This is a genomic window from Pantoea sp. S61, assembly GCF_016625145.1.
In the GTDB taxonomy this organism is placed as follows: domain Bacteria; phylum Pseudomonadota; class Gammaproteobacteria; order Enterobacterales; family Enterobacteriaceae; genus Pantoea; species Pantoea rwandensis_B.
On record NZ_JACVUO010000017.1, the window covers coordinates 12,852 to 36,796 of the forward strand.

Here is a 23,945-nt window from a genome sequence, read left to right on the forward strand (position 1 = left end):
TGATACATCCTAACCCAAGGACCGTCAACAGTGAAGACAAAATTACCACCTTTTATCGAACTCTACCGCCAGCTGATTGCCACACCATCGATCAGCGCCACCGACAGCGCGCTGGATCAGAGCAATGAAACTTTAATCAATTTGCTGGCGGGCTGGTTCCGCGATTTAGGCTTCAGTGTTGAAGTCCAGCCAGTCCCGGGGACGCGTCATAAATTCAACATGCTGGCACGCAGCGGCTTGGGTGCAGGTGGCCTGCTGCTGGCCGGTCATACGGACACCGTTCCGTATGATGATGGCCGCTGGACGCGCGATCCTTTCACCCTAACCGAGCATGACAACAAGCTGTACGGTTTGGGTACCGCAGATATGAAAGGTTTCTTTGCTTTTATTCTGGATGCGCTGCGTGACGTTGACGTGACCAAACTGAGCAAGCCACTGTACATCCTCGCCACCGCCGATGAAGAAACCACCATGGCCGGTGCAAAGTACTTTTCCGAATCCACTCAGCTGCGTCCGGATTGCGCCATCATTGGTGAGCCGACCTCACTGAAGCCCGTGCGCGCGCACAAAGGCCATCTGTCAAACGTGATTCGTATTCAGGGTCAGTCAGGTCACTCCAGCGATCCTTCACGCGGTGTGAACGCCATTGAGCTGATGCACGAATCCATTACCCAGCTGATGCAACTGCGCAATACCCTGAAAAATCGCTATAACCACGATGGATTTGCGATTCCTTATCCGACCATGAACTTTGGTCACATTCACGGTGGCGATGCTGCAAACCGTATCTGCGCCTGCTGCGAATTGCACATGGATATTCGCCCGCTACCGGGCTTAACTCTAAGCGATCTGGATGGCTTGCTGAATGAAGCACTGGCGCCGGTAAGCGAACGCTGGCCGGGGCGTTTGACCGTGGGCGAACTGCATCCGCCGATCCCTGGCTACGAATGCCCCGCCGATCATGAGCTGGTAAAAGTGGTGGAGAAACTGCTGGGTGTGCCGACTGAAGTGGTGAACTATTGCACCGAAGCGCCATTTATCCAGCAATTGTGTCCAACGCTGGTTTTAGGCCCGGGATCGATCAATCAGGCCCACCAGCCAGATGAATTTATCGATACCGCATTTATTAAGCCAACTCATGCGCTTATCACGCAGGTTGTTCAGCATTTTTGTCACTGATTAACAATAGATGGGGCAATTCACTGTTAAAACAGTAAATTGCCCGGTCATTGTTCGGGATTTGATAATAAGAATAACTTATCTCGCTTCCCCTCAAGTTAATTCTATGAATTTCCGGTAGTTAGCAGCGAATTATCGTCAATTTAAGTCAATTGACGAACAGGAAGAACCGTGGCTAGATAAAAGACGATGTTATGCCCGTTGGGTGTAAGGGTACTTTCAAGACGATAAGGGTGTCAGGGTCAAATGAACGAACAATATTCCGCAATGCGAAGTAATGTCAGTATGCTCGGCAAACTGCTCGGGGATACGATAAAGGATGCACTGGGAGAGAACATCCTCGATAGGGTGGAAACTATCCGCAAACTCTCTAAGTCCTCCCGCGCAGGCAATGACACCGATCGTAAGGAACTGCTGAACACGCTGCAAAATCTCTCTAACGACGAGCTGCTGCCCGTCGCGCGTGCGTTTAGCCAGTTCCTCAACCTGACCAACGTGGCAGAGCAGTATCAGACCATTTCCCGCAGCGGCGATGGCGCGAACAATCCTGAAATTCTGAAGAAGACCTTTGAGCGTCTGAAGCAGCAAAACGACATCAGCGAAAGTTCGATTCGCCAGGCGATTGAAGAACTGTCACTGGAGCTGGTACTGACCGCTCACCCAACGGAGATCACCCGCCGTACGCTGATCCACATGCTGGGTGAAGTGAATAGCTGCCTGCAGCAACTCGACCACAGCGATCTCTCCGATTACGAGCGCACGCAAGTCATGCGTCGCCTGCGTCAATTGGTCGCACAAGCCTGGCATACCGATGAAATCCGTAAGTACCGCCCAACCCCGATTGATGAAGCCAAATGGGGCTTTGCCGTGGTCGAAAATAGCCTGTGGCAAGGCGTACCGGCATTCCTGCGCGAGCTGAACGAGCAAGTTGAAGAGACCTTCGGCATTAAACTGCCGGTGGATTTCGTGCCAATTAAATTCACCTCGTGGATGGGCGGCGATCGCGACGGTAACCCGAACGTCACCGCGCCTATCACACGCCATGCGATGCAGCTGAGCCGCTGGAAAGCCGCCGATCTGTTCCTGCGCGACGTGGGCGTGCTGATTTCTGAACTTTCGATGTCCGAATGCAGCGATGAAGTGCGTGAGCTGTGCGGCGATCCGGAAGCGCTGGAACCGTACCGCATGATTCTGAAGCGCATCCGTGGCCAGCTGATGACCACGCAAGCTTATTTAGGCCGTCGTTTGAAAGGCGAGCGCCTGCCGCGCCCTGCCGATCTACTGGTATCAAACGATCAACTGTGGCAACCGCTGTTCGCCATCTATCAATCTCTGCAACAGTGCGGCATGGGCATCATCGCGAATGGCCAGTTGCTGGATACGCTGCGTCGCGTGAAGTGCTTTGGCGTGCCGCTGGTGCGTATTGATATCCGTCAGGAGAGCACCCGCCACACCGAAGCGATTGCGGAAGTGACGCGCTATCTGGGGCTGGGTGACTACGAAAGCTGGTCAGAAGCCGACAAGCAGGCGTTCCTGATCCGTGAACTGAACTCCAAACGTCCGCTGCTGCCGCATCAATGGGAGCCGGGCGACAACACGCGCGAAGTGCTGGATACCTGTAAAGTGGTGGCAGAAGCGCCACAAGGCTCTATCGCCTCTTACGTGATTTCGATGGCGAAAACGCCGTCGGACGTGCTGGCGGTGCATTTGCTGCTGAAAGAAGCCGGCATTCCTTACGCGATGCCAGTAGCGCCACTGTTCGAAACCCTCGACGATTTGAACAACGCCAATGACGTGATGACGCAACTGCTGAATATCGATTGGTATCGTGGCTTCATCAACGGCAAACAGATGGTGATGATTGGTTATTCCGACTCGGCGAAAGATGCCGGCGTGATGGCCGCCAGTTGGGCACAGTACGAAGCACAGGATGCGCTGATCAAGACCTGTGAGAAAGCTGGCATCACCCTGACGCTGTTCCATGGACGTGGCGGTTCAATCGGTCGTGGCGGCGCACCTGCGCACGCAGCACTGCTGTCGCAACCGCCGGGCAGCCTCAAAGGCGGCCTGCGCGTGACCGAACAGGGCGAGATGATTCGCTTCAAATATGGTTTGCCAGAAGTCACTATCGCTAGCCTGTCGCTGTATACCGGTGCGATTCTGGAAGCCAACCTGATGCCACCGCCAGAGCCTAAGCGCGAGTGGAAAGAGATCATGAACGGTTTGTCAGCCCATTCCTGCGCCATGTATCGCGGCTATGTGCGTGAAAACCCGGACTTCGTACCGTACTTCCGCTCGGCCACGCCAGAGCAAGAGCTGGGTAAACTGCCACTCGGTTCACGTCCGGCGAAGCGTCGTCCTACCGGCGGCGTGGAATCACTGCGTGCGATTCCGTGGATCTTCGCCTGGACGCAGAACCGCTTGATGCTGCCAGCCTGGCTGGGTGCTGGTGCGGCGCTGCAAAAGGCGATGGATGAAGGCCATCAGGATCAGCTGGAAGCGATGTGTAGCCAGTGGCCGTTCTTCGCCACCCGTCTTGGCATGCTGGAGATGGTGTTCTCGAAAGCCGATCTGTGGCTGGCGGAATACTACGATCAGCGTCTGGTGGATAAATCACTGTGGCCTCTGGGTCTGCAGTTGCGCGATCAGCTGGCTGCGGATATTAAAGCCGTGCTGACCATCGCCAACGATGCGCACCTGATGGCTGACCAGCCGTGGATCGCCGAATCTATCGCGCTGCGTAACGTTTACACCGATCCGCTCAACGTATTGCAGGCTGAACTGCTGCATCGTGCACGTGCGCAGGAAGAGCGTGGTGATGAGCCAGATGCGCGTGTTGAACAAGCGCTGATGGTGACGATTGCCGGTGTGGCAGCGGGTATGCGTAATACCGGCTAGTTGCGGTATGCGCTAATCATGAAGGGGCCAATCTGGCCCTTTTTTTTGGGCGGTGCGCGTCGCGGGAAGAGGCGGTAATTACGTAAAGTCGCTGTCTCGTCCCTGATCGCTCGGCGTGCGCCATCCATGGCGCCCAACGCTTTACTCCATTTGCCGCCTCTTCCCGCTGGGTAACATGGTGCAAATAAGAAAGAGGGCGCATTGGCCCCCTCATAATTCAATTTAAGAAAATCAGGCCGTTAAGGTTGGACGCACACCCAGCGTATGGCAGATAGCGTAGCTTAGCTCTGCGCGGTTCAGCGTATAGAAGTGGAAATCCTTCACCCCTTCACGTGACAGAATTTTCACCATGTCCATCGCGATATTAGCGCCGACCATTTTGCGCGTTTCTGGATCGTCATCCAATCCGGCAAACATCGCGTTCATCCAGCCCGGCACGCGCACGTTGGTCATGGTGGCGAAACGCTGTAACTGCTTAAAGTTCGATACTGGCAAAATGCCCGGCACGATTTCGACATCAATGCCTGCCGCGACACAGCGATCGCGGAAGCGCAGATAGCTTTCGACATCAAAGAAGAACTGCGTAATAGCGCGGTTGGCACCAGCATCAACCTTACGCTTCAGGTTGATCAAATCCGCTTGCGCACTTTTCGCTTCAGGATGCACTTCCGGGTAAGCGGCTACAGAGATATCAAAATCGCCCACTTCTTTAAGCAATTCGACCAAATCAGCGCCGTACATCTCAGGCTTGCCGCCGCCCGGCGGTAAATCACCGCGCAGCGCCACAATGTGACGGATACCGTTATCCCAGTAATCGCGCGCGATGGTGCGCAGCTCATCACGCGTGGCATCGATGCAGGTCAAGTGCGGAGCCGCTTCCAGACCGGTGCGTTCTTTAATGCCTTTGATGATGCTGTGCGTACGGTCGCGCTCGCCAGAGTTCGCACCGTAGGTTACGGAGAGGAATTTCGGTTTCAGGATGCTCAGTCGATCAATCGAACTCCACAAGGTTTCTTCCATTTCACTGGTACGAGGCGGGAAAAATTCAAAAGAGACGTTAATTTGCCCGTTCAGCTCAGCCAGGCTTTGGTTCAACGCTTCGCGCTGATTGGCGTGAAAGAAACTCATCCAGATTACCTCGTCGTCACATATCGATTAACTTGCGGCCTGCGAACATCCATACGTTTAGACGTCCAGATGCACAAAATGAACCATTAGCGCGTTAGCGTCAACTTAAAATTAATGTACAGGCGTGACAAATATTCAATCAAGTTGAAAGAGTTTCATGTTCGCGGAGAGGGTGAAAAGCGCAGACGGCGGGCACCGTCTGCGTTGCAAGGCAGGTTACAGTAGCTGTGCGAGGCGATTGATATCCGATTGTAACGCACCGGCTGTCACATCACGGCCGGCGCCCGGCCCGCGGATCACCAGTGGGTTGTCACGATACCAGCGGCTTTCGATAGCAAACACGTTATCGCACGGCAGCAGTGAAGCCAGCGGATGTTCCGGACGCACCGCTTCCACCCCCACACGGGCTTTACCGTTGGCATCGAAACGTGCCACATAGCGCAGCACCAGACCCATCTCCTGCGCCGCTTCAAAGCGTTGCAGCATTTGGTCATTCAACTCGTCGGCATTCTCGAAGAAGTGGTCAATCGATTCTTCTTCGCAATCCGACGGCACCAGCGATTCAACACGTACCTGATCCGGCTCGATGTCATAACCGGCTTCACGCGCCAGGATTACCAGCTTGCGCATCACATCCTGCCCCGACAGATCCACGCGCGGATCGGGTTCGGTGAGACCTTGCTGCCAGGCCTGATCCACCAGCTCACTGAATGGCACGGTGCCATCAAATTGCAGGAACAGCCAGGACAGCGTGCCGGAGAAAATACCACTGATGGCCAGAATGCTGTCGCCGCTTTCGCGCAGATCGCGCACCGTATGGTTCACCGGCAATCCTGCGCCTACCGTGGCGTTATACAGCCAGTGACGACCGGTTTTGGCGAACGCATCACGAATCTGCCGCCAACTCTGGCTGCTGGATGCGCCTGCGACTTTGTTGGCGCTGATAACATGGAAACCGTGGCTGGCAAAATCAAGATATTGCTGTGCCAGTGGCGCGCTGGCGGTGACGTCCAGAACCACTAAATCATCGAACGGATGGGCGCGCATCCACAGGAACAGCGACTCTTCATCACGCTCTTCGGCTTCGTCATCAAAGAAGGCGAGCGCACGGCTAGCTTCCAGGCCGTCATAACTCAGCAGGCTGCGGCGGCTATCTGCCACGCCCGCCAGCACGTATTCGAAACCGGTACGTGCAGATAAGCTCTCCTGCTCACGCGCAAACAGTTCCAGCCAGCGGGAGCCGATGTTGCCTTTGCCAAACAGCATCAGACCAATGCGTTTTTCCGCGCGGAACAGTGATTGGTGCAGCCCCTGAATCAAGTGCTGTGTCGGTCCTACGCGTAACACCGCAACAATACTAATGTGATCTTCCGACTGCCAGACGAACTCGACCGGCTGGTCTTTGATTTGCTGCCAGAAACGATGGCTGTGCAGCGGGTTGCGCGTCACGCCCGCGCCCACTAGCGCCACCAGCGCTAAGCCATCGCGCAGTTGCAGATGACCCGGCAGCGCAGCGTCCTGCAATAAATTGAATGCGCTGTTCACCACTTCGGAGGTATAGCAAAGTTGCAGTAGACGGCGGTCAGGATGGACGCCCATTGCTAACGGACGCAGTTGCGCACGCTTCAGCAGCAGATCGATCTCTTTCTGCTGCGTTTTGAAATCGTGGTTTTCTGGGATGTGAATCTCTACCAGGCACACATCGTCGTGGCTGGTGACAATACGCGCGCCGGTACCGGAAGCCAGTACGCGCTCAATGCGCGTTGAGCCCTGCTCAGGTTGATAGCTGCAACGCAACTGCAGATCGATATCGCTATTCGACACGGGCTGCAGCGTACGGGTATGCAATACCGGTGCGGCCAGACGCGCCAGCTCGCTGGCCTCATCCAAACGCAGTAACGGCAGCAAACAGGCGTCGGACACTTTACGCGGATCGGCGCTATAGACACCGGCCACATCGCTCCAGATGGTGACCCGGTTTACGCCTGCCAGCGCACCGATCTGGGTGGCTGAGTAGTCCGAACCATTGCGACCCAGCAACACCGTTTCACCGGCATCGCTACGGCTGATAAAGCCGGTTACCACCAAACGTTTATGAGGATGTTGAGCCAGCAGTGCCTGTAGCAATGGCCAGGACTTGCCTTCATCCACCTGTGGTTGCGCAGCACGTTCGGCACGCAGGAAGTCACGCGCGTCCAGCCATGCAGACTCGATATCACGCTGGCTCAGCACCGCCGCCATCAGGCGTGCCGACCAGATTTCACCATGCCCCACCACTTCGGCATACACCGCATCGGTGATAGCGCCGTCAAGCAGGGCCGCCAGACGTTCCAAATCGCGAATAAAGGCAGCGGTCAGCGTTTCAGCAAATTCAGCAGGCAACAGCGCAGCGATCAGTTCGCTGTGAAAACGGCGTAAAGCTTGTTGCACCTGATGGGCAGATAAGCGATCGCTCTGGCTCAGTTTAAGCCAACTAATCAGCTGGTTGGTGGTGCTGCCTGCGGCAGAGACCACCATTAAATCGCCTGGCTGGCTGTAATCCGCCATGATGCTGGCGACACGCTGATAACAACGTGCATCCGCCAGGCTACTGCCACCAAATTTATGCAACTGCTTGTTCGGCGTTCCCGCGCCTGCTGAACTTGTCATGCTTACTCCTCGGCTGCGATCCGGAATGCATTATCCAGATCGGCGATTAAATCTTCGTGATCTTCAATTCCGACAGAAATACGCAGCAGCGTTTCTGAAATCCCCGCTGCCGCGCGCGCTTCCGCAGACATGCCGGCATGCGTCATGGTCGCGGTGTGCGAAATCAGGCTCTCCACGCCACCCAGCGATTCTGCCAGCGTGAACAACTGCAGCGCTTTCAGGAAGCGGCGCAGACGTGCTTCATCAGCGTCGAGTTCAAAGCTGAGCATCGCACCAAAGCCACGTTGTTGACGCACCGCGTACTCATGTCCGGCATTTTCCGGCAGAGACGGATGATACAGTTTTTTCACCAGCGGTTGTTGCTTCAGGTAATCAACAATCGCCAGCGCATTACGCTGTGCTGCTGCCATACGCGGCGCCAGCGTGCGCAGACCGCGCAGCAGCAGGTAGCTATCAAACGCTGCGCCGGTTACACCAATATTATTCGCCCACCAGGCAAGATCCGTGGCCATCGCCGGATCTTTAGAAATCACCGCTCCGGCGACCACATCGGAGTGACCATTCAAATACTTGGTACAGGAGTGGATCACCAGATCGGCGCCCAGCGCCAGCGGGTTCTGCAATGCCGGACTCAGGAAGGTGTTATCCACCACGCTGATTGCACCCGCTTCGCGCGCTGCCTGGCAAATGCCTGCGATATCCACCACGCGCAGCAGCGGATTGCTTGGGCTCTCCACCAACACGAGTTTGGGTTTCTCGGCCAGCGCGGCTGCCAGAGCAGCTTTGTCACCCTGATCGACAAATTTCACGCGATAAGCACCGCGTTTGCTCAGGCTGTCGAACAGGCGATAGCTGCCGCCGTAGCAGTCATGTGGGGCAACCAGCAGATCGCCCGGCTTCAGGAACACGGTGGTCACCAGATGAATCGCTGACATCCCGGTATTGGTTAATACCGCGCCCGCACCGCCTTCCAGTTCCGCCAGCGCGCGTTGTACCACATCACGCGTGGGGTTACCGCGACGTGAGTAGTCATGTGCACGCGGCTCATTAAAGTCGAGGAAGTTGTAGGTACTGGAGAGGTGAATTGGTGGGACAACGCAGCCATATTGCTCGTCATCATTCAAACCGCTGCGTACTGCGATGGTTGCCTGTTTACGCGTCATGGTGCTTACTGTTCCTGAAGTGTAATAAGAAGTGGCAACAGGATAACATTCAGCGCATAGACGTCAATACATCTGGACATCTAAATGTCTTTGCGTATAGATTGAGCAAATCATCAATACCCGCTAAAATTACGCGTCATCGCCTGGTGTTCAGCGCGCTTTCCTGTGAAAAGCGATGCGTAAGCATAAAACCGGCAGTTTAAGCGGTCAGGCATCGAAAAATCGGGCATAATCAACGGATTTCCCCATATTCAACTTTTATTGATTAAGGTAACCCATGGCTGAATGGAACGGCGAATATATCAGCCCTTACGCTGAACACGGCAAGAAGAGCGAGCAGGTTAAGAAGATTACAGTTTCTATCCCGCTGAAAGTGCTGAAAATTTTAACGGATGAACGCACGCGCCGTCAGGTGAACAACCTGCGTCATGCCACCAATAGCGAATTGCTGTGCGAAGCCTTTTTGCATGCTTTCACCGGGCAGCCGCTGCCAAATGATGTCGATTTGCGCAAAGAACGCAGCGATGAGATTCCGGAAGAAGCTAAGCAGATTATGCGTGAGATGGGCATCGATCCCGACACTTGGGAATACTGAGTCCAGAAACAAAAAAACCCAGCCAAGGCTGGGTTTTTTCTTGCTGCCGAATCCGAAGATTCGATGGCAAATAATCTTATTTCTTGCTGCCTGGGATGCTGAAACGCTTGTTGAAGCGATCAACACGACCACCAGAATCAACAACACGCTGCTTACCAGTGTAGAACGGGTGGCATTTGCCGCACACGTCCAGGTTCAGGGTACCAGTCATGGTTGAACGGGTGTTGATCACGTTGCCGCAAGAGCAGGTGATGGTCACAGCTTCGTATTTCGGGTGAATACCTTGTTTCATGGGAGAACCTCATAAAAGGCCGTGTCGCTCTCCGTGCCAGGCGAACCTGCACAGCACCACACGCGGTTGAACAATTAAGTGTATCTTTGACAAGTCATCTCATCAAAGGCGGCATAGTATACAGAAATTGACCGCACCAGGCAAATAGCAGCCGTTTATTCTCTGAGTCACTCGAGCCATTGGGAGGCGGTAAACGCCCACATCCCAGTCAATCTGATGTAAGGAGCGAGCGCAGCCAATGTGGCTATGCGGTGTGGGCTGTGGCTGTGGCTGTGGCTGTGGCTGTGGCTGTGGCGTGAAGTATGACGAGGGTTGCATCAGCGTGTACACTACTTCTCCTTATTACAGAACCGGATAGAGATCGACATGCCCGTTGTTCAGGTTGCCCTGCCCGTTCCGCTGCCTCGCCTGTTTGACTACCTTCTGCCCGCCGATGCGCCGCAGCCGGTGGTGGGCGCCCGCGTCAGCGTGCCGTTTGGCAATCGTAAAATGATCGGCATTGTGGTGGCTGTAAAGGAAACCAGCGATCTGCCTTTGACTCAGCTCAAACCGCTGGAAAGCGTGCTGGACGATCAGAGCCTGTTCTCTCCAGCGCTGTGGCGCATCCTTAACTGGGCCGCCAGCTATTACCATTCGCCGCTCGGCGAGGTGCTCAACCATGCTCTACCCGTGCTGCTGCGCCAGGGCAAACCGGCTCAGGAAGCGCCACTCTGGCAATGGGTGGTCAACGATGCCGGACGTGAAGTGGCCATGGAGAGCCTCAAGCGTGCGCCGAAGCAGCAGCAAGCTTTGGCGGCACTGCGCCAACAGCCCCTCTATCGCCATCAGGTCAGCGAACAGGATCTGACTGACGCGGCACTGCAATCACTGCGAGCAAAAGGTCTGTGTGATCTGCGCGAACATGCGCCGCAGATGCACGACTGGCGCACCACTTTTGCCGTGAAAGGCGATCGCCTGCGTCTTAATACCGATCAGGCGATGGCCGTCGGCGCGATGCGCAGTGAAGATGATCATTATGCAGCATGGTTGCTGGCGGGGATAACCGGTTCGGGCAAGACCGAAGTCTATCTCAGCGTGTTAGAGAATGTGCTGGCGCGCGGCAAACAGGCGCTGGTACTGGTGCCGGAAATCGGTCTGACCCCGCAAACCATTGCTCGCTTCCGTGAACGCTTCGATGCGCCGATTGATGTGCTGCACTCGGCACTCAACGACAGCGAACGTCTTGCGGTGTGGCTGAGAGCGCGCCGTGGCGAAACCGCGATTATCATCGGCACGCGTTCCGCGCTGTTCACACCGCTGGCGCGTCCGGGGGTAATCATTATTGATGAAGAACACGACAGTTCGTACAAGCAGCAGGAAGGCTGGCGCTATCAGGCGCGCGATTTGGCGGTGTTTCGCGCCCACGAAGAAGATATTCCCATTGTCATGGGTTCAGCGACGCCTGCGCTGGAAACCCTGCATAATGTGCGCGTTGGCAAGTATCGACAGCTCAATCTCACCAAACGCGCGGGTAACGCCAAACCGGCGCTTCAGCAACTTATCGACCTTAAAGGCCAGCAGCTTAAAGGGGGACTTGCGCCCGCATTGCTGGGTAAAATGCGCCAGCACCTGCAGGCCGATAATCAGGTGTTGCTGTTCCTGAACCGTCGCGGATTCTCGCCAGCATTAATGTGCCACGACTGCGGCTGGCTGGCCGAGTGTCAGCGTTGCGACAGCTATTACACGCTGCATCAACATCATCGCCAGCTGCGCTGCCACCACTGCGACAGCCAGCGCCCGCTGCCCAATCAATGTCCGGGGTGTGGTTCCACACACCTGATGCCGGTCGGCGTCGGTACAGAGCAGCTTGAACAGCAGCTCAGCACACTCTTTCCCGGCGTACCGGTGTCGCGCATTGATCGCGATACCACCAGCCGCAAAGGTGCACTGGAGCAGCATCTGGCGGATGTGCATCGCGGCGGCGCCCGCATTCTGGTTGGCACACAGATGCTGGCAAAAGGGCACCATTTCCCCGACGTGACGCTGGTTTCCCTGCTGGATGTCGATGGCGCCTTATTCTCCGCCGATTTCCGCGCCGCTGAACGCTTTGCTCAACTCTATACCCAGGTGGCTGGGCGCGCCGGGCGCGCTGGTAAACAAGGTGAAGTACTGCTGCAGACGCACCATCCCGAGCATCCGCTGTTGCAGACGCTGCTGCATCGTGGCTATTTCGCCTTTGCCGAGGAAACCTTGCTGGAGCGCCAGTCGGTGCAGCTTCCGCCGTGGACCAGCCACGCGCTGTTCCGCGCGGAAGACATGGACAATGCTCAGGCCGCTGAATTCCTCACGCAGCTGCGCAATTTACTCGAAGCCAGCCCGCTGAAAGATGAGGCCATGTGGTTGATGGGGCCGGTTCCGGCACTGGCACCGAAACGCAGTGGACGCTGGCGCTGGCAACTGTTGCTACAGCATCCTTCGCGTAAACGCCTGCAACAGCTGCTGAGCAGTTCGCTACCGCTGATCTCCACCCTGCCCGCCGCGCGCAAAACCAAATGGACACTGGATATCGATCCCACCGAGAGTTAGGTCGCATAACATCTGCGAGCCAGATCGAAAAAAGTCGCACAAGTCACAATTTTTATGCAAATTAAGTAACAACCTCACCCGACGTTGGGTTATCAATAGTGCCCATCCCGGCTGAAGCCCGGCAATGTCTGAAAATCAATGCGCAGTACCGCGTCAGGAGTTATACGTTGGACCAGAAGCAACCTTCATCTGCTGCCACCATGAAAGATGTGGCCGAGAAAGCCGGCGTGTCTACCGCCACGGTTTCTCGCGCGCTGATGAACCCGGAAAAAGTCTCGGCTGCCACCCGGCAGAAAGTAGAACAAGCGGTGATTGATGTCGGCTATGCGCCACACGGGCTGGCGCGCAATGCCAAACGCGGCGAAACGCAAACCATATTGGTGATAGTGCCGGACATCTGCGATCCGTTCTTTAGTGAAATCATCCGAGGCGTCGAAGTCACGGCGGCGCAGGAGGGCTATCTGGTGCTGATTGGCGACTGCGCACATCAGGATCAGCAGGAAAAAACCTTCCTCAACCTGATGTTGACGCGCCAAATCGACGGCATGGTGCTGCTGGGTTCACAACTGCCGTTCGATGCAGGAATTGAAGATCAGCGTAACCTGCCGCCGATGGTGATGGGCAACGAATTCGCCCCGGAAATGGCTCTGCCTACCGTGCACATTGATAACCTGACGGCGGCATTTGAAGCCGTCAATCATCTGCTGCAACTCGGTCATCGCCAGATTGCCTGCATTACCGGGCCGGAACACATCCCGCTCAGCCAGTATCGTTTACAAGGCTACATCCAGGCTCTGCGCCGCAGCAGTATCGCTATCGATCCCACGATGATTGTGCACGGTGATTTCACCTTCGAAGCCGGTGCCAGTGCGTTGAAACAGCTGATGAGCTTACCGCAACCGCCGAAAGCCATTTTCTGCCACAGCGACTTGATGGCATTGGGTGCGATGAATCAGGCACGAAAGCTGGGCATGCGCATTCCACAGGATCTTTCCGTAGTGGGATTTGACGATATCGAACTGGCGCAGTATTACGATCCCCCACTCACCACCGTGGCACAGCCGCGATTTGCCATTGGCCGCGAGGCGATGCTGCTGTTGCTGGATGAACTGCAGGGCAAACGCGTCAACAACGGCTCACGTTTACTCGACGCGGAATTACGCGTGCGCGGAAGCACCGCACCCGCCACAAAACGGGAAAAATAGTCTAGGCTTCACTGCATTTTCAGCGGATTCTGAAGGCAGACTCTGCTGGTCAAAGTTCCAGCCCTTGAGTAACATGACGCATTCGTTGCCGGGCAATTAACAGAACATTTACACCCGTCTTAATTTAGGGTTTCGCCCATTGGCATTTTTTTGAAGGGTATCAGAACGAAAGTGGCACAGAGAGATTATGTAGGCCGCGGGCGTTCAACAGGGACGCGTCGCAAAAAACCCGCTGCAGGCCGCAGTAAGAAAAGCAAAGGCGGCTCCGGCACGTCAAAGTTGATGATCGTACTGGCCGTGGCCGTACTGGTCACCTTTGCCGGTGGTTTATGGTTCATCTCTCATCATAAAAAAGAAGAGACTGAGGTCATTCCGAATCATAAAGCCAACGGCAACGGCCTTCCGCCTAAGCCAGAAGAACGCTGGAAATACATCAAAGAGCTGGAAAATCGCCAAATCACCGTGCCGACGCCGACGGAACCGTCTGCTGGTGGTGGTGTGCAATCACAGACCCAGCTGACGGATGAGCAGCGCCAATTGCTGGAACAGATGCAGGCTGATATGCGCCAACAACCGACGCAGCTCAACGAAGTGCCGTGGAACGAACAAACTCCGGCACAGCGTCAGCAAACTCTGCAACGCCAACAGCAGGTACAGCAACAACAGCAACAGATGCAGCGCCAGCAGCAACAGTTACAGCAGCAACAACGCCAACAGCAGTTGCAGCAACAGCAGGCGACGCGTCAACAACAACAGCCAGCGCCGATAACGCGTGAACCGGTGCAACAGCCGAAACCGCAGGAAACGGCAAAAGCGAAACCGGAAGAGAAAGCCGCTTCGCAGCGCTGGATGGTGCAGTGTGGCTCGTTCAAAGGCACTGACCAGGCAGAGTCTGTGCGCGCAGGTCTGGCTTTTGAAGGTTTCGAGAGCCGTATCACCACCGGCGGAGGCTGGAATCGCGTGGTTATCGGTCCATTTAAAGATCGCAGCAGTGCTGACAGCACCGTCAAACGCTTACACAGCTCCGGACACAGCAGCTGCATTCCGCTCGCTTTACCCTAAGCGATAAGTGCTCACCCCTCTGAGCTTACATCTGTAAGTCACAGGGGTGAGCGCACCTGCCCTTTCAAGTAAGACAAATCTCGGGGTTGAAACCCTTCAAACCTACCCCATATCTGGTTGCATGATACTCCGTGCTCTGTGCGCGAAGTTCCTTATCCACTGCAACAAGGGGTCTGCCCGTGACAACAATAGTAAGTGTACGACGCAACGGCCGAGTCGTGATTGGCGGTGATGGCCAGGCTACGCTCGGCAATACCGTGATGAAAGGCAACGTGAAGAAAGTGCGTCGTCTCTACAATGACAAAGTGATCGCCGGTTTTGCTGGCGGCACCGCAGATGCCTTCACCCTGTTTGAACTGTTCGAGCGCAAGCTGGAAATGCACCAGGGCCATCTGGTGAAAGCAGCGGTCGAACTGGCAAAAGACTGGCGTACCGATCGCATGCTGCGCCGCCTTGAAGCGCTGCTGGCGGTGGCTGATGAAAACTCCTCACTGATCATCAGCGGTAATGGTGACGTGATTCAGCCTGAAAATGACCTGATTGCCATCGGTTCGGGTGGTCCTTACGCCCAGGCAGCGGCACGCGCCCTGCTGGAGAACACCGACATTGGTGCGCACGATATCGTTGAGAAGGCGCTGAACATCGCTGGCGATATCTGCATTTACACCAACCACAACATTAACTTCGAAGAATTACCGTCTAAGGCTAAGGACTAAACATCATGTCTGAGATGACTCCGCGCGAGATTGTCAGCGAGCTTAACCGCTTTATCATCGGCCAGGACGGCGCAAAGAAGGCCGTGGCGATTGCACTGCGTAACCGCTGGCGCCGCATGCAGCTCGACGAAGAGCTGCGCCATGAAGTGACGCCAAAAAATATTCTGATGATTGGCCCGACCGGTGTCGGTAAAACTGAAATTGCACGTCGTCTGGCAAAACTCGCCAACGCGCCTTTCATCAAAGTCGAAGCCACGAAATTCACCGAAGTGGGTTACGTGGGTAAAGAAGTCGACTCGATTATTCGCGATTTGACCGACTCCGCCATCAAAATGGTGCGCAGTCAGGCGATCGAGAAAAACAAATACCGCGCCGAAGAGATGGCAGAAGAGCGCATTCTTGATGTCCTGATCCCACCGGCGAAAAATAACTGGGGTCAGGCCGAGCACACTGCCGAACCTTCTGCAGCCCGCCAGTCATTCCGCAAGAAGCTGCGTGAAGGCCAGCTGGACGACAAAGAGATTGAGATCGATCTGGCCGCATCAGCAGCCGGTGTTGAAATCATGGCGCCTCCGGGCATGGAAGAGATGACCAGCCAGCTGCAGTCGATGTTCCAGAACCTCGGTGGACAGAAGCAGAAAGCGCGCAAGCTGAAGATCAAAGAAGCCATGAAACTGCTGATTGAAGAAGAAGCGGCAAAATTGGTGAATCCGGAAGAGCTGAAGCAAGACGCTATCGAAGCCGTTGAGCAGCACGGTATCGTGTTCATTGATGAAATCGACAAAATCTGTAAGCGCGGCGGCCAGAATGCCGGCGGCCCGGATGTATCACGCGAAGGTGTGCAACGTGACCTGCTGCCACTGGTGGAAGGCTGCACCGTGTCCACCAAGCACGGCATGGTGAAAACTGATCACATTCTGTTTATCGCATCAGGCGCTTTCCAGGTTGCCAGTCCATCAGATCTGATTCCAGAATTGCAGGGTCGTTTGCCGATTCGTGTGGAGCTGCAGGCGCTGACCGTGAATGACTTCGAACGTATTTTGACGGAGCCAAACGCGTCTGTGACCGTACAGTACAAAGCGCTGATGGGCACAGAGGGTGTGAATGTTGATTTCACGGAAGACGGTATCCGTCGCATTGCCGAAGCGGCATGGCAGGTGAACGAAACCACCGAGAACATCGGCGCGCGTCGTCTGCACACCGTGCTGGAACGTCTGATGGAAGACATTTCCTATGACGCCAGCGATCGCAACGGCGAATCCATCACTATCGATGCTGACTACGTTGGCAAACATCTGGACGAATTGGTGGCCGACGAAGATCTCAGCCGCTTTATTCTGTAAGGGTTCCATCGTTATCCGCTGCCCGGCCACTGTGCCGGGCATTTTTTTTACGCAGGATATTGATGCAGCGCTTTTTTTAGCGGGTGATGATTTTGCCAACAATCGTCAGATAGCGATATACTTACCGCTCCTGTGGCAAACAGACGATACCCTCATGAAATACGATACTTCCGAACTCTGTGACATCTACCATGAAGAAGTGAACGTGGTTGAACCGCTCTTTTCCAATTTTGGCGGACGCACCTCATTCGGTGGGCAAATCACCACAGTGAAATGTTTCGAAGACAACGGCCTGCTTTACGATCTGCTGGAAGAGAATGGCCGGGGTCGTGTGTTAGTGATTGATGGCGGCGGCTCAGTACGTCGTGCGTTGGTTGATGCGCAACTGGCACGGCTGGCGGCGCAAAACGAGTGGGAAGGCCTTGTGATTTACGGCTCAGTGCGTCAGGTTGACGATCTGGAAGAGCTGGAAATTGGTATTCAGGCGATTGCCGCGATTCCGGTTGGTGCGGCGGGCGAAGGGATTGGCGAAAGCGACGTACGCGTTAACTTTGGCGGCGTGACCTTCTTCTCCGGCGACCATCTTTATGCCGATAACACCGGCATCATTCTGTCGGAAGACGCTCTCGATATCGAGTAAGCCACAACAAAAACGGGTGCCGCAGCACCCGTCATGGGTTTAAGCATAGACGCTTAAACCTCTTCCATTTTTCCCAACAGTGCACGCAGGCGCTCCTGCCACACGTGCTGTTCTTCTTTCAGATGCTGGTTTTCACGCACCAGTGCATCCTGGTTGCCGGAAGCCTGGCTGGCTTCGTTGCGCAGCGTATTATTCTGATCTTTCAGCTCTTCAATTTCCATCTGCAGCAGGGTGATGGTATCAATCGCCTGCTGTACTTTCGCTTCCAGTTTCTCGAACACTTCAAATGACATCTTTATGACCTCTCCTAAATCTCTTGCAAGGCGTTGATGGTGCTGGGACTGCCTTGTTATGGTGCGTCCAGCCACGATGTCCCGATTGTATGTAGCCACACCCCGCAAGTCCAGCGACACAAGGCCTGCACGGGCAGTCTGTAACACTTTTCAGTTAATGCTTAAAAAAACGCTCACGATCGCGCATTTTTGCGCGCGGTCACGATATTGGACAGAGGTAAAGCAGGGTTAATGGGCCTTAAAGAAAGGTAAAAGACGCGAAAACGCGCATTTTTATGACGGAGTACACATATTTTGATTTCGCTATTTCTCGTTTATGCTCGTTAACGATAAATTCACATCAGCCCTACATAAGAGCTGGGTGACTCATGGATTGAGAACAAAAACTGATAAAATTTAACCTCGCTTCAGGAATGCCATTATGAGTCAGACAACGAACACACTAAAAGGTCAATGCATCGCCGAGTTTCTCGGTACCGGTTTGATCATCTTTTTTGGTGCAGGCTGTGTTGCTGCATTAAAACTGGCTGGTGCCGCATTCGGTCAGTGGGAAATCTGTATTATCTGGGGTCTTGCTGTCTCCATGGCCGTGTATCTCAGTGCGGGCGTATCCGGCGCGCATTTAAATCCAGCGGTAACGGTCGCGCTGTGCCTGTTTGCTAACTTTGAAGGGCGCAAAGTGCTGCCTTACATCCTGGCGCAGGTTGCCGGTGCCTTCTGTGCGGCGGCGCTGGTTTATGGTCTCTACTACAATTTGTTCTTTGATTATGAAGCCAGCCATCAAATGGTGCGTGGCAGCGTGCAGAGCCTCGATCTGGCCGGTATCTTCTCAACCTACCCTAATCCACACATCAGTGTCGGTCAGGCGTTCCTGGTTGAGATGGTGATCACGGCGGTTCTGATGGCTGTGATCATGGCGCTGACCGATGACGGCAACGGTGTACCACGTGGTCCACTGGCTCCGCTGTTAATTGGTCTGTTGGTTGCCGTGATTGGTGGTTCGATGGGCCCGCTCACCGGATTCGCACTTAACCCGGCGCGTGACTTCGGTCCTAAACTGTTCGCCTTCATTGCAGGATGGGGTGATGTGGCCTTTACCGGCGGCAAAGATATTCCTTACTTCCTGGTTCCGATTTTTGGCCCACTGGTGGGTGCTTGCCTCGGAGCCTTCGGTTACCGTTCACTGATTGGCCGTAACCTGCCGGTCAATGTGGCGGAAGCCAGCAAAACAGAAAAACCGGTCGCACGCGCTGAGCAGCGTAAAGCGTAAGTTTCATCGTCAATCATCAGGAAAATAAAATGACTACGACTGATAAAAAATACATTCTCGCGCTCGATCAGGGCACGACCAGCTCGCGTGCCGTGGTACTTGATCATGACGCGAACATCGTCGCCGTCTCGCAGCGCGAATTTACCCAAATCTACCCGAAAGCGGGATGGGTAGAACACGACCCAATGGATATTTGGGCGTCACAAAGCTCCACGCTGGTCGAAGTGCTGGCCCATGCCGACATCCGTTCTGATGAGATTGCCGCGATTGGTATCACCAACCAGCGTGAAACCGCCATCGTGTGGGATAAAGAGACCGGTAAGCCGATCTATAACGCCATCGTCTGGCAGGATCCACGTACAGCGGACTACTGTAACAAGCTGAAGAAAGAGGGTCTGGAAGAGTACATCCAGCACACCACCGGTCTGGTGATTAACCCTTACTTCTCAGGCACCAAAGTGAAGTGGATCCTCGACAACGTTGAAGGTGCGCGCGAGCGTGCAAAACGTGGCGAGCTGCTGTTCGGTACCGTTGATACCTGGCTGGTGTGGAAAATGACCCAGGGGCGTGTGCACATCACCGACCACACCAACGCCTCTCGTACCATGATGTACAACATCCACAAGCTGGAGTGGGATCAGCGTATGCTGGAGATCCTCGATATTCCGCGCGAAATGCTGCCGGAAGTGAAAGGCTCTTCTGAAATCTACGGCCAGACCAACATTGGTGGTAAAGGCGGTACGCGTATTCCAATCGCGGGTATCGCGGGTGACCAACAGGCAGCCCTGTACGGCCAACTGTGCGTACAACCGGGTATGGCGAAAAATACCTACGGTACCGGCTGCTTCATGTTGATGAACACCGGCACCGAAGCGGTGACTTCAACGCACGGCCTGCTGACCACCATTGCTTGCGGCCCGCGTGGCGAAGTGAACTACGCACTGGAAGGTGCGGTGTTCATCGGCGGTGCGTCCATTCAGTGGCTGCGTGATGAGATGAAGCTGATCAGCGATTCAACTGACTCTGAATACTTCGCGCTGAAAGTGAAGGACACCAACGGCGTCTACATGGTGCCTGCGTTTACCGGTCTGGGTGCGCCATACTGGGATCCGTATGCCCGTGGCGCCATCTTTGGCCTGACCCGTGGTGCCAACGCGAATCACATCATCCGCGCAACGCTGGAATCGATTGCTTACCAAACGCGTGACGTTCTGGAAGCGATGCAGAATGATGCGGGCACCCGTCTGCAATCTCTGCGCGTGGATGGCGGTGCGGTCGCCAACAACTTCCTGATGCAGTTCCAGTCAGACATTCTCGGTACGCGCGTTGAGCGTCCTGAAGTGCGTGAAGTGACCGCGCTGGGTGCAGCTTACCTTGCTGGCCTGGCGGTAGGCTTCTGGAGCGATCTGGAAGAAGTACGTGCGAAAGCGGTCGTTGAGCGTGAGTTCCGCCCAAGCATCGAAACCACCGAACGCAACGTGCGCTATGCAGGCTGGAAGAAAGCCGTGGCGCGTGCGCAAGCGTGGGAAGACGCTGAGTAAAACCTCTGACCCGCGGCACCCTGCCGCGGGTTTTTCTCCCCGCCCTGCTTTCCCCTCCGTGTTACACTGCCTGCCTGTTTTTTATCAGGTGCAACCATGAAACGAGAACTCGCGATTGAATTTTCCCGTGTGACCGAAGCCGCTGCATTAGCGGGCTATCACTGGTTAGGACGCGGCGATAAAAATGCGGCCGACGGTGCAGCCGTCCACGCTATGCGCATTATGCTCAATACCATTGATATCGACGGTCAGATTGTAATTGGCGAAGGCGAGATCGACGAAGCGCCGATGCTCTATATCGGTGAAAAAGTCGGTACCGGCCGTGGGGATGCGGTGGATATCGCTGTCGATCCTATCGAAGGCACACGCATGACGGCGATGGGTCAGGCCAACGCACTGGCAGTATTAGCCGTGGGCGATAAAGGCAGCTTCCTGCACGCACCTGATATGTACATGGAAAAACTGATTGTCGGGCCCGGCGCGCGCGGGGCTATCGATCTCAACCTGCCGCTCGACGCCAATCTGAAGAACATCGCCATCGCTCTGGATAAACCTCTCAGCCAGCTGACCGTGTCGATTCTGGCCAAGCCGCGCCATGACGCGGTGATCGCGCAGCTCCAGCAGCTCGGCGTGCGTGTGTTTGCCTTCCCGGATGGTGATGTTGCGGCCTCGATTTTGACCTGTATGCCTGACAGCGAAGTGGATGTACTTTACGGTATCGGCGGTGCGCCAGAAGGTGTGGTGTCAGCGGCAGTGATCCGTGCAATGGATGGCGACATGCAGGCGCGCCTATTGGCACGTCACCACGTCAAAGGCGACAGTGAAGAGAACCGTCGTTTGGGCGAGCAGGAGCTGCAACGCTGTGCTGAAATGGGCATTAAAGCCGGAGAAGTGCTGAAGCTGGAAGAGATGGCGCGTAACGATAACGTGATTTTTGCCGCCACCGGTATCACCACCGGTGACCTGCTGAAAGGCATTACACGTAAAGGCAACATCGCTACCAGCGAAACCCTGCTGGTGCGCGGTAAATCACGCACCATCCGCCGCATCCAGTCGATCCACTATTTGGATCGCAAAGACGCGGCGCTGCATCAGTTTATCCTGTAATCGCCTGTTTGCCGCTCTCCGGATGACGTGAGAGCGGCCACCAGCACAGCAGCATCACCAGCGACGTGACAAACATTAGCATCCCGAGGCTCGACTGATCGTGCTGCGGCAGCAGCGCCGACAGCCAGGCAATCACGCCAGAACCAAGATTCTGTATGCCACCAATCAGCGCGCCCGCACTCCCTGCTAACCATGCATACGGCTCCATCGCACCGGATGTCGCCAATGGGAACAGCATCCCGGCACCAAAGAAGAACAGTGCGGCAGGCACCAGCAGTGTCCAGATATTCATGATGCCGAACCATGCCGGCATCCACATCAGCAGACCCGCCAGCAAGCAACTGTTTACGCCATACCACATCAGCGTATGCCAGGACTTCTGCTCGCGTCCGGCAAACCACGCACCGAAAAAGGCGGCCGGGATGGGCAGAATAAACAAGATGCTGACGGTGATACCATCCAGACCGAGCACGCCTCCCATCAACACGCCACAGCTAGCCTCAAACACCGCAATGCCTGCCAGTGCGCCGACCAACAACAGCAGATAGCGGATAAAATTCCCGTCGCTAAGCAAGGTGGCATAACGACGCAGAAACGGTGTGGCAGGGGTATCCACCGGGCGCGTTTCGGGTAGCCAGCGCGCCATGGAAGCAGTGACACCGACACACAGCAACAGCAGGAACGCAAAACAAGCGTGCCAGCCAAACAGATGCGTCAGCAGCGCACCAATGACCGGAGCCAGCAGCGGGCTCACCAGAATACCCATATTCAGCAGGCTATTGGCCTGGCGCAGTGCGATACCGGAATAGAGATCGCGCGGCATGGTGCGAGCCATCACCCCCGCGACGCCAGTACCCAAACCCTGCACCGCACTGCCCAGCACCAAAATCTGCAGTGATGGCGCAAACATGGCGATCAATGCTCCCACGGCAAAGATCGTCATACCGATAAGGATCACCGGACGACGGCCAAAGCTGTCTGACAGCGGACCGTAGATCAGTTGCGATCCACCATAGGTCATCAGATATGCGGCCATGACCTGCTGCATGGCGCCACTGCGCACGTTCAGGGCTTCTGCCATGTTCGCCATCGCCGGCACATAGATGGTTTGCGCCATCTGTCCGACCGCCACCAGCACGATCAGCATGAATAACAGGAAGCGGTTTTGTGTTTTATTCATCAACATGGAACAAAATGTCTGCCTGAGAAACAAAATAAAAGCAGCACTAAAAAAGGCTGCTGGCGATTAATGGCGGCAAAAATATCAGGATTGCGTGACAAATCGAGAGGTGAGCGCAAAGCGACGGGCGCGGTGGTGTCAAGATTACGTACCGGGTCGTAACCCGACCGCTACAGTTGATGTGGAGTGCGCATCATTTGTCGCTGAGAGCCCTTTGCTCTCCGCCGGGCTGGAAATTTGCGACAGGGCTGACGATGATAGTGACACGCCTGAATAATCAATAATAAGGAGCGATCATGGCAGAGTGGATCAATGCGGAAGTACAAGAAGTGAAAAACTGGACCGATGCACTGTTCAGCCTGCGCGTTACCGCGCCAATTGATACCTTTACCGCCGGGCAATTTGCCAAGCTGGCGCTGGAAATTGATGGTGAACGTGTGCAGCGCGCCTACTCGTATGTGAATGCGCCGCACGATCCCTTACTGGAGTTCTATCTGGTCACAGTGCCTGAGGGTAAACTCAGTCCACGTTTGCAGGCATTGCAGCCTGGCGATCAAGTGATGGTGACCAAAGAAGCCGCCGGTTTCTTTGTACTCGATGAAATTCCCAATTGCAGCACACTATGGATGCTGGCTACCGGTACAGCAATCGGTCCCTATTTATCGATTCTGCAGCAAGGCGAAGATCTGGAACGGTTTGACAACATTGTGCTGGTGCATGCGGCACGTTTCGCCGATGACCTGAGCTTCTTGCCGTTGATGCAGCAGCTGCAACAGCGTTATCCGGGCAAATTACACATTCAGACGGTGGTGAGTCGAGAAGAGATCGCCGGTTCACTGCACGGTCGTGTGCCGCAGCTGATAGAGAGCGGTGAACTAGAACGTGCGGTAGGTTTGCCGATGACCGCTGACACCAGCCACGTGATGCTGTGTGGCAACCCGCAAATGGTGCGCGATACCCAGCAATTGCTGAAAGATACGCGTGAGATGCGCAAACATTTCAAACGCAAACCCGGCCATATGACCAGCGAGCATTACTGGTAATACGTGCGGTGTGAAGATTGTCAGACTTTTCCCAGTGTGGGTTTTGACTTTGGTCGGTAAAAACCGTTCTAATCGT

The 23,945-nt window shown here is 55.2% G+C and carries 19 protein-coding genes; 13 read left to right on the top strand and 6 right to left on the bottom strand.

Going from position 1 to position 23,945, the window contains the following annotated elements:
• Positions 1 to 30: 30 nt before the first annotated feature.
• Together argE and ppc are read left to right on the top strand one after the other, a co-directional pair.
• The gene (gene argE, locus IAE30_RS23685) at positions 31 to 1,179 is read left to right on the top strand and encodes an acetylornithine deacetylase (RefSeq protein WP_045815696.1); all 1,149 of its coding nucleotides are present in this window, start codon (positions 31 to 33) and stop codon (positions 1,177 to 1,179) included.
• A 246-nt stretch (positions 1,180 to 1,425) separates the two neighbouring features.
• Positions 1,426 to 4,077 (top strand): phosphoenolpyruvate carboxylase, encoded by a 2,652-nt coding sequence (gene ppc / locus IAE30_RS23690; RefSeq protein ID WP_045833619.1) that lies wholly within the window; start codon positions 1,426 to 1,428, stop codon positions 4,075 to 4,077.
• 231 nt (positions 4,078 to 4,308) lie between these two features.
• Here ppc and metF read toward each other — a convergent pair whose 3' ends face one another.
• The 3 genes from metF to metB all read right to left on the bottom strand — a co-directional run bounded on the left by metF (position 4,309) and on the right by metB (position 9,017).
• Entirely contained in the window at positions 4,309 to 5,205 is an 897-nt protein-coding gene (gene metF, locus IAE30_RS23695; protein WP_038644102.1) for a methylenetetrahydrofolate reductase, read from the bottom strand.
• Between the two features lie 216 nt (positions 5,206 to 5,421).
• Positions 5,422 to 7,854 (bottom strand): bifunctional aspartate kinase/homoserine dehydrogenase II, encoded by a 2,433-nt coding sequence (locus tag IAE30_RS23700; protein WP_038644100.1) that lies wholly within the window; start codon positions 7,852 to 7,854, stop codon positions 5,422 to 5,424.
• A 2-nt stretch (positions 7,855 to 7,856) separates the two neighbouring features.
• A complete protein-coding gene (gene metB / locus IAE30_RS23705; protein WP_038644098.1) occupies positions 7,857 to 9,017 on the bottom strand; it encodes a cystathionine gamma-synthase in 1,161 nt (386 codons plus the stop codon).
• Positions 9,018 to 9,294: 277 nt separating this feature from the next.
• On the opposite strand from metB, the gene metJ reads away from it, so the two are divergent.
• Positions 9,295 to 9,612, top strand: coding sequence for a met regulon transcriptional regulator MetJ (metJ, locus tag IAE30_RS23710; RefSeq protein WP_034823729.1), 318 nt, complete (start codon positions 9,295 to 9,297; stop codon positions 9,610 to 9,612).
• A 76-nt stretch (positions 9,613 to 9,688) separates the two neighbouring features.
• On the opposite strand, the gene rpmE is transcribed toward metJ, so the two are convergent.
• Positions 9,689 to 9,904, bottom strand: a complete 216-nt coding sequence (gene rpmE / locus IAE30_RS23715; protein ID WP_021506837.1) for a 50S ribosomal protein L31 — start codon at positions 9,902 to 9,904, stop codon at positions 9,689 to 9,691.
• Between the two features lie 366 nt (positions 9,905 to 10,270).
• Here rpmE and priA point away from each other — a divergent pair, with 366 nt between their 5' ends.
• The 6 genes from priA to rraA all read left to right on the top strand — a co-directional run bounded on the left by priA (position 10,271) and on the right by rraA (position 17,435).
• Positions 10,271 to 12,469 carry a primosomal protein N' gene (gene priA, locus IAE30_RS23720; RefSeq protein WP_038644095.1) on the top strand — a complete coding sequence of 733 codons (2,199 nt, stop codon included), beginning with the start codon at positions 10,271 to 10,273 and terminating at the stop codon, positions 12,467 to 12,469.
• 167 nt (positions 12,470 to 12,636) lie between these two features.
• Positions 12,637 to 13,674, top strand: a complete 1,038-nt coding sequence (gene cytR / locus IAE30_RS23725; RefSeq protein ID WP_038644093.1) for a DNA-binding transcriptional regulator CytR — start codon at positions 12,637 to 12,639, stop codon at positions 13,672 to 13,674.
• A gap of 171 nt (positions 13,675 to 13,845) precedes the next feature.
• Entirely contained in the window at positions 13,846 to 14,736 is an 891-nt protein-coding gene (ftsN, locus tag IAE30_RS23730; protein WP_038644091.1) for a cell division protein FtsN, read from the top strand.
• Between the two features lie 179 nt (positions 14,737 to 14,915).
• Complete coding sequence (hslV, locus tag IAE30_RS23735) at positions 14,916 to 15,452, top strand: ATP-dependent protease subunit HslV (RefSeq protein ID WP_071845580.1); 537 nt, start codon at positions 14,916 to 14,918, stop codon at positions 15,450 to 15,452.
• A 5-nt stretch (positions 15,453 to 15,457) separates the two neighbouring features.
• On the top strand, positions 15,458 to 16,795 hold the full coding sequence (hslU, locus tag IAE30_RS23740; RefSeq protein WP_045815700.1) for an HslU--HslV peptidase ATPase subunit: 1,338 nt from the start codon (positions 15,458 to 15,460) through the stop codon (positions 16,793 to 16,795).
• 154 nt (positions 16,796 to 16,949) lie between these two features.
• Complete coding sequence (rraA, locus tag IAE30_RS23745) at positions 16,950 to 17,435, top strand: ribonuclease E activity regulator RraA (RefSeq protein ID WP_034823742.1); 486 nt, start codon at positions 16,950 to 16,952, stop codon at positions 17,433 to 17,435.
• 53 nt (positions 17,436 to 17,488) lie between these two features.
• Here rraA and zapB read toward each other — a convergent pair whose 3' ends face one another.
• Positions 17,489 to 17,728 (bottom strand): cell division protein ZapB, encoded by a 240-nt coding sequence (gene zapB, locus IAE30_RS23750; protein ID WP_034823745.1) that lies wholly within the window; start codon positions 17,726 to 17,728, stop codon positions 17,489 to 17,491.
• A 421-nt stretch (positions 17,729 to 18,149) separates the two neighbouring features.
• Here zapB and IAE30_RS23755 point away from each other — a divergent pair, with 421 nt between their 5' ends.
• The 3 genes from IAE30_RS23755 to glpX all read left to right on the top strand — a co-directional run bounded on the left by IAE30_RS23755 (position 18,150) and on the right by glpX (position 21,646).
• The gene (locus tag IAE30_RS23755; RefSeq protein WP_034823747.1) at positions 18,150 to 18,998 is read left to right on the top strand and encodes an MIP/aquaporin family protein; all 849 of its coding nucleotides are present in this window, start codon (positions 18,150 to 18,152) and stop codon (positions 18,996 to 18,998) included.
• A gap of 29 nt (positions 18,999 to 19,027) precedes the next feature.
• Positions 19,028 to 20,539 carry a glycerol kinase GlpK gene (gene glpK, locus IAE30_RS23760; RefSeq protein ID WP_045833624.1) on the top strand — a complete coding sequence of 504 codons (1,512 nt, stop codon included), beginning with the start codon at positions 19,028 to 19,030 and terminating at the stop codon, positions 20,537 to 20,539.
• A gap of 96 nt (positions 20,540 to 20,635) precedes the next feature.
• Positions 20,636 to 21,646: a class II fructose-bisphosphatase gene (gene glpX, locus IAE30_RS23765; RefSeq protein WP_045833625.1), complete on the top strand. Its 1,011-nt coding sequence runs from the start codon at positions 20,636 to 20,638 to the stop codon at positions 21,644 to 21,646.
• Here the strand turns inward: glpX and emrD are convergent.
• On the bottom strand, positions 21,636 to 22,832 hold the full coding sequence (gene emrD, locus IAE30_RS23770) for a multidrug efflux MFS transporter EmrD (RefSeq protein WP_304622283.1): 1,197 nt from the start codon (positions 22,830 to 22,832) through the stop codon (positions 21,636 to 21,638). The genes glpX and emrD overlap by 11 nt on opposite strands.
• Before the next feature lie 290 nt (positions 22,833 to 23,122).
• On the opposite strand from emrD, the gene fpr reads away from it, so the two are divergent.
• Positions 23,123 to 23,869 carry a ferredoxin--NADP(+) reductase gene (fpr, locus tag IAE30_RS23775; RefSeq protein ID WP_200681115.1) on the top strand — a complete coding sequence of 249 codons (747 nt, stop codon included), beginning with the start codon at positions 23,123 to 23,125 and terminating at the stop codon, positions 23,867 to 23,869.
• The last annotated feature ends 76 nt before the right edge of the window (positions 23,870 to 23,945 follow it).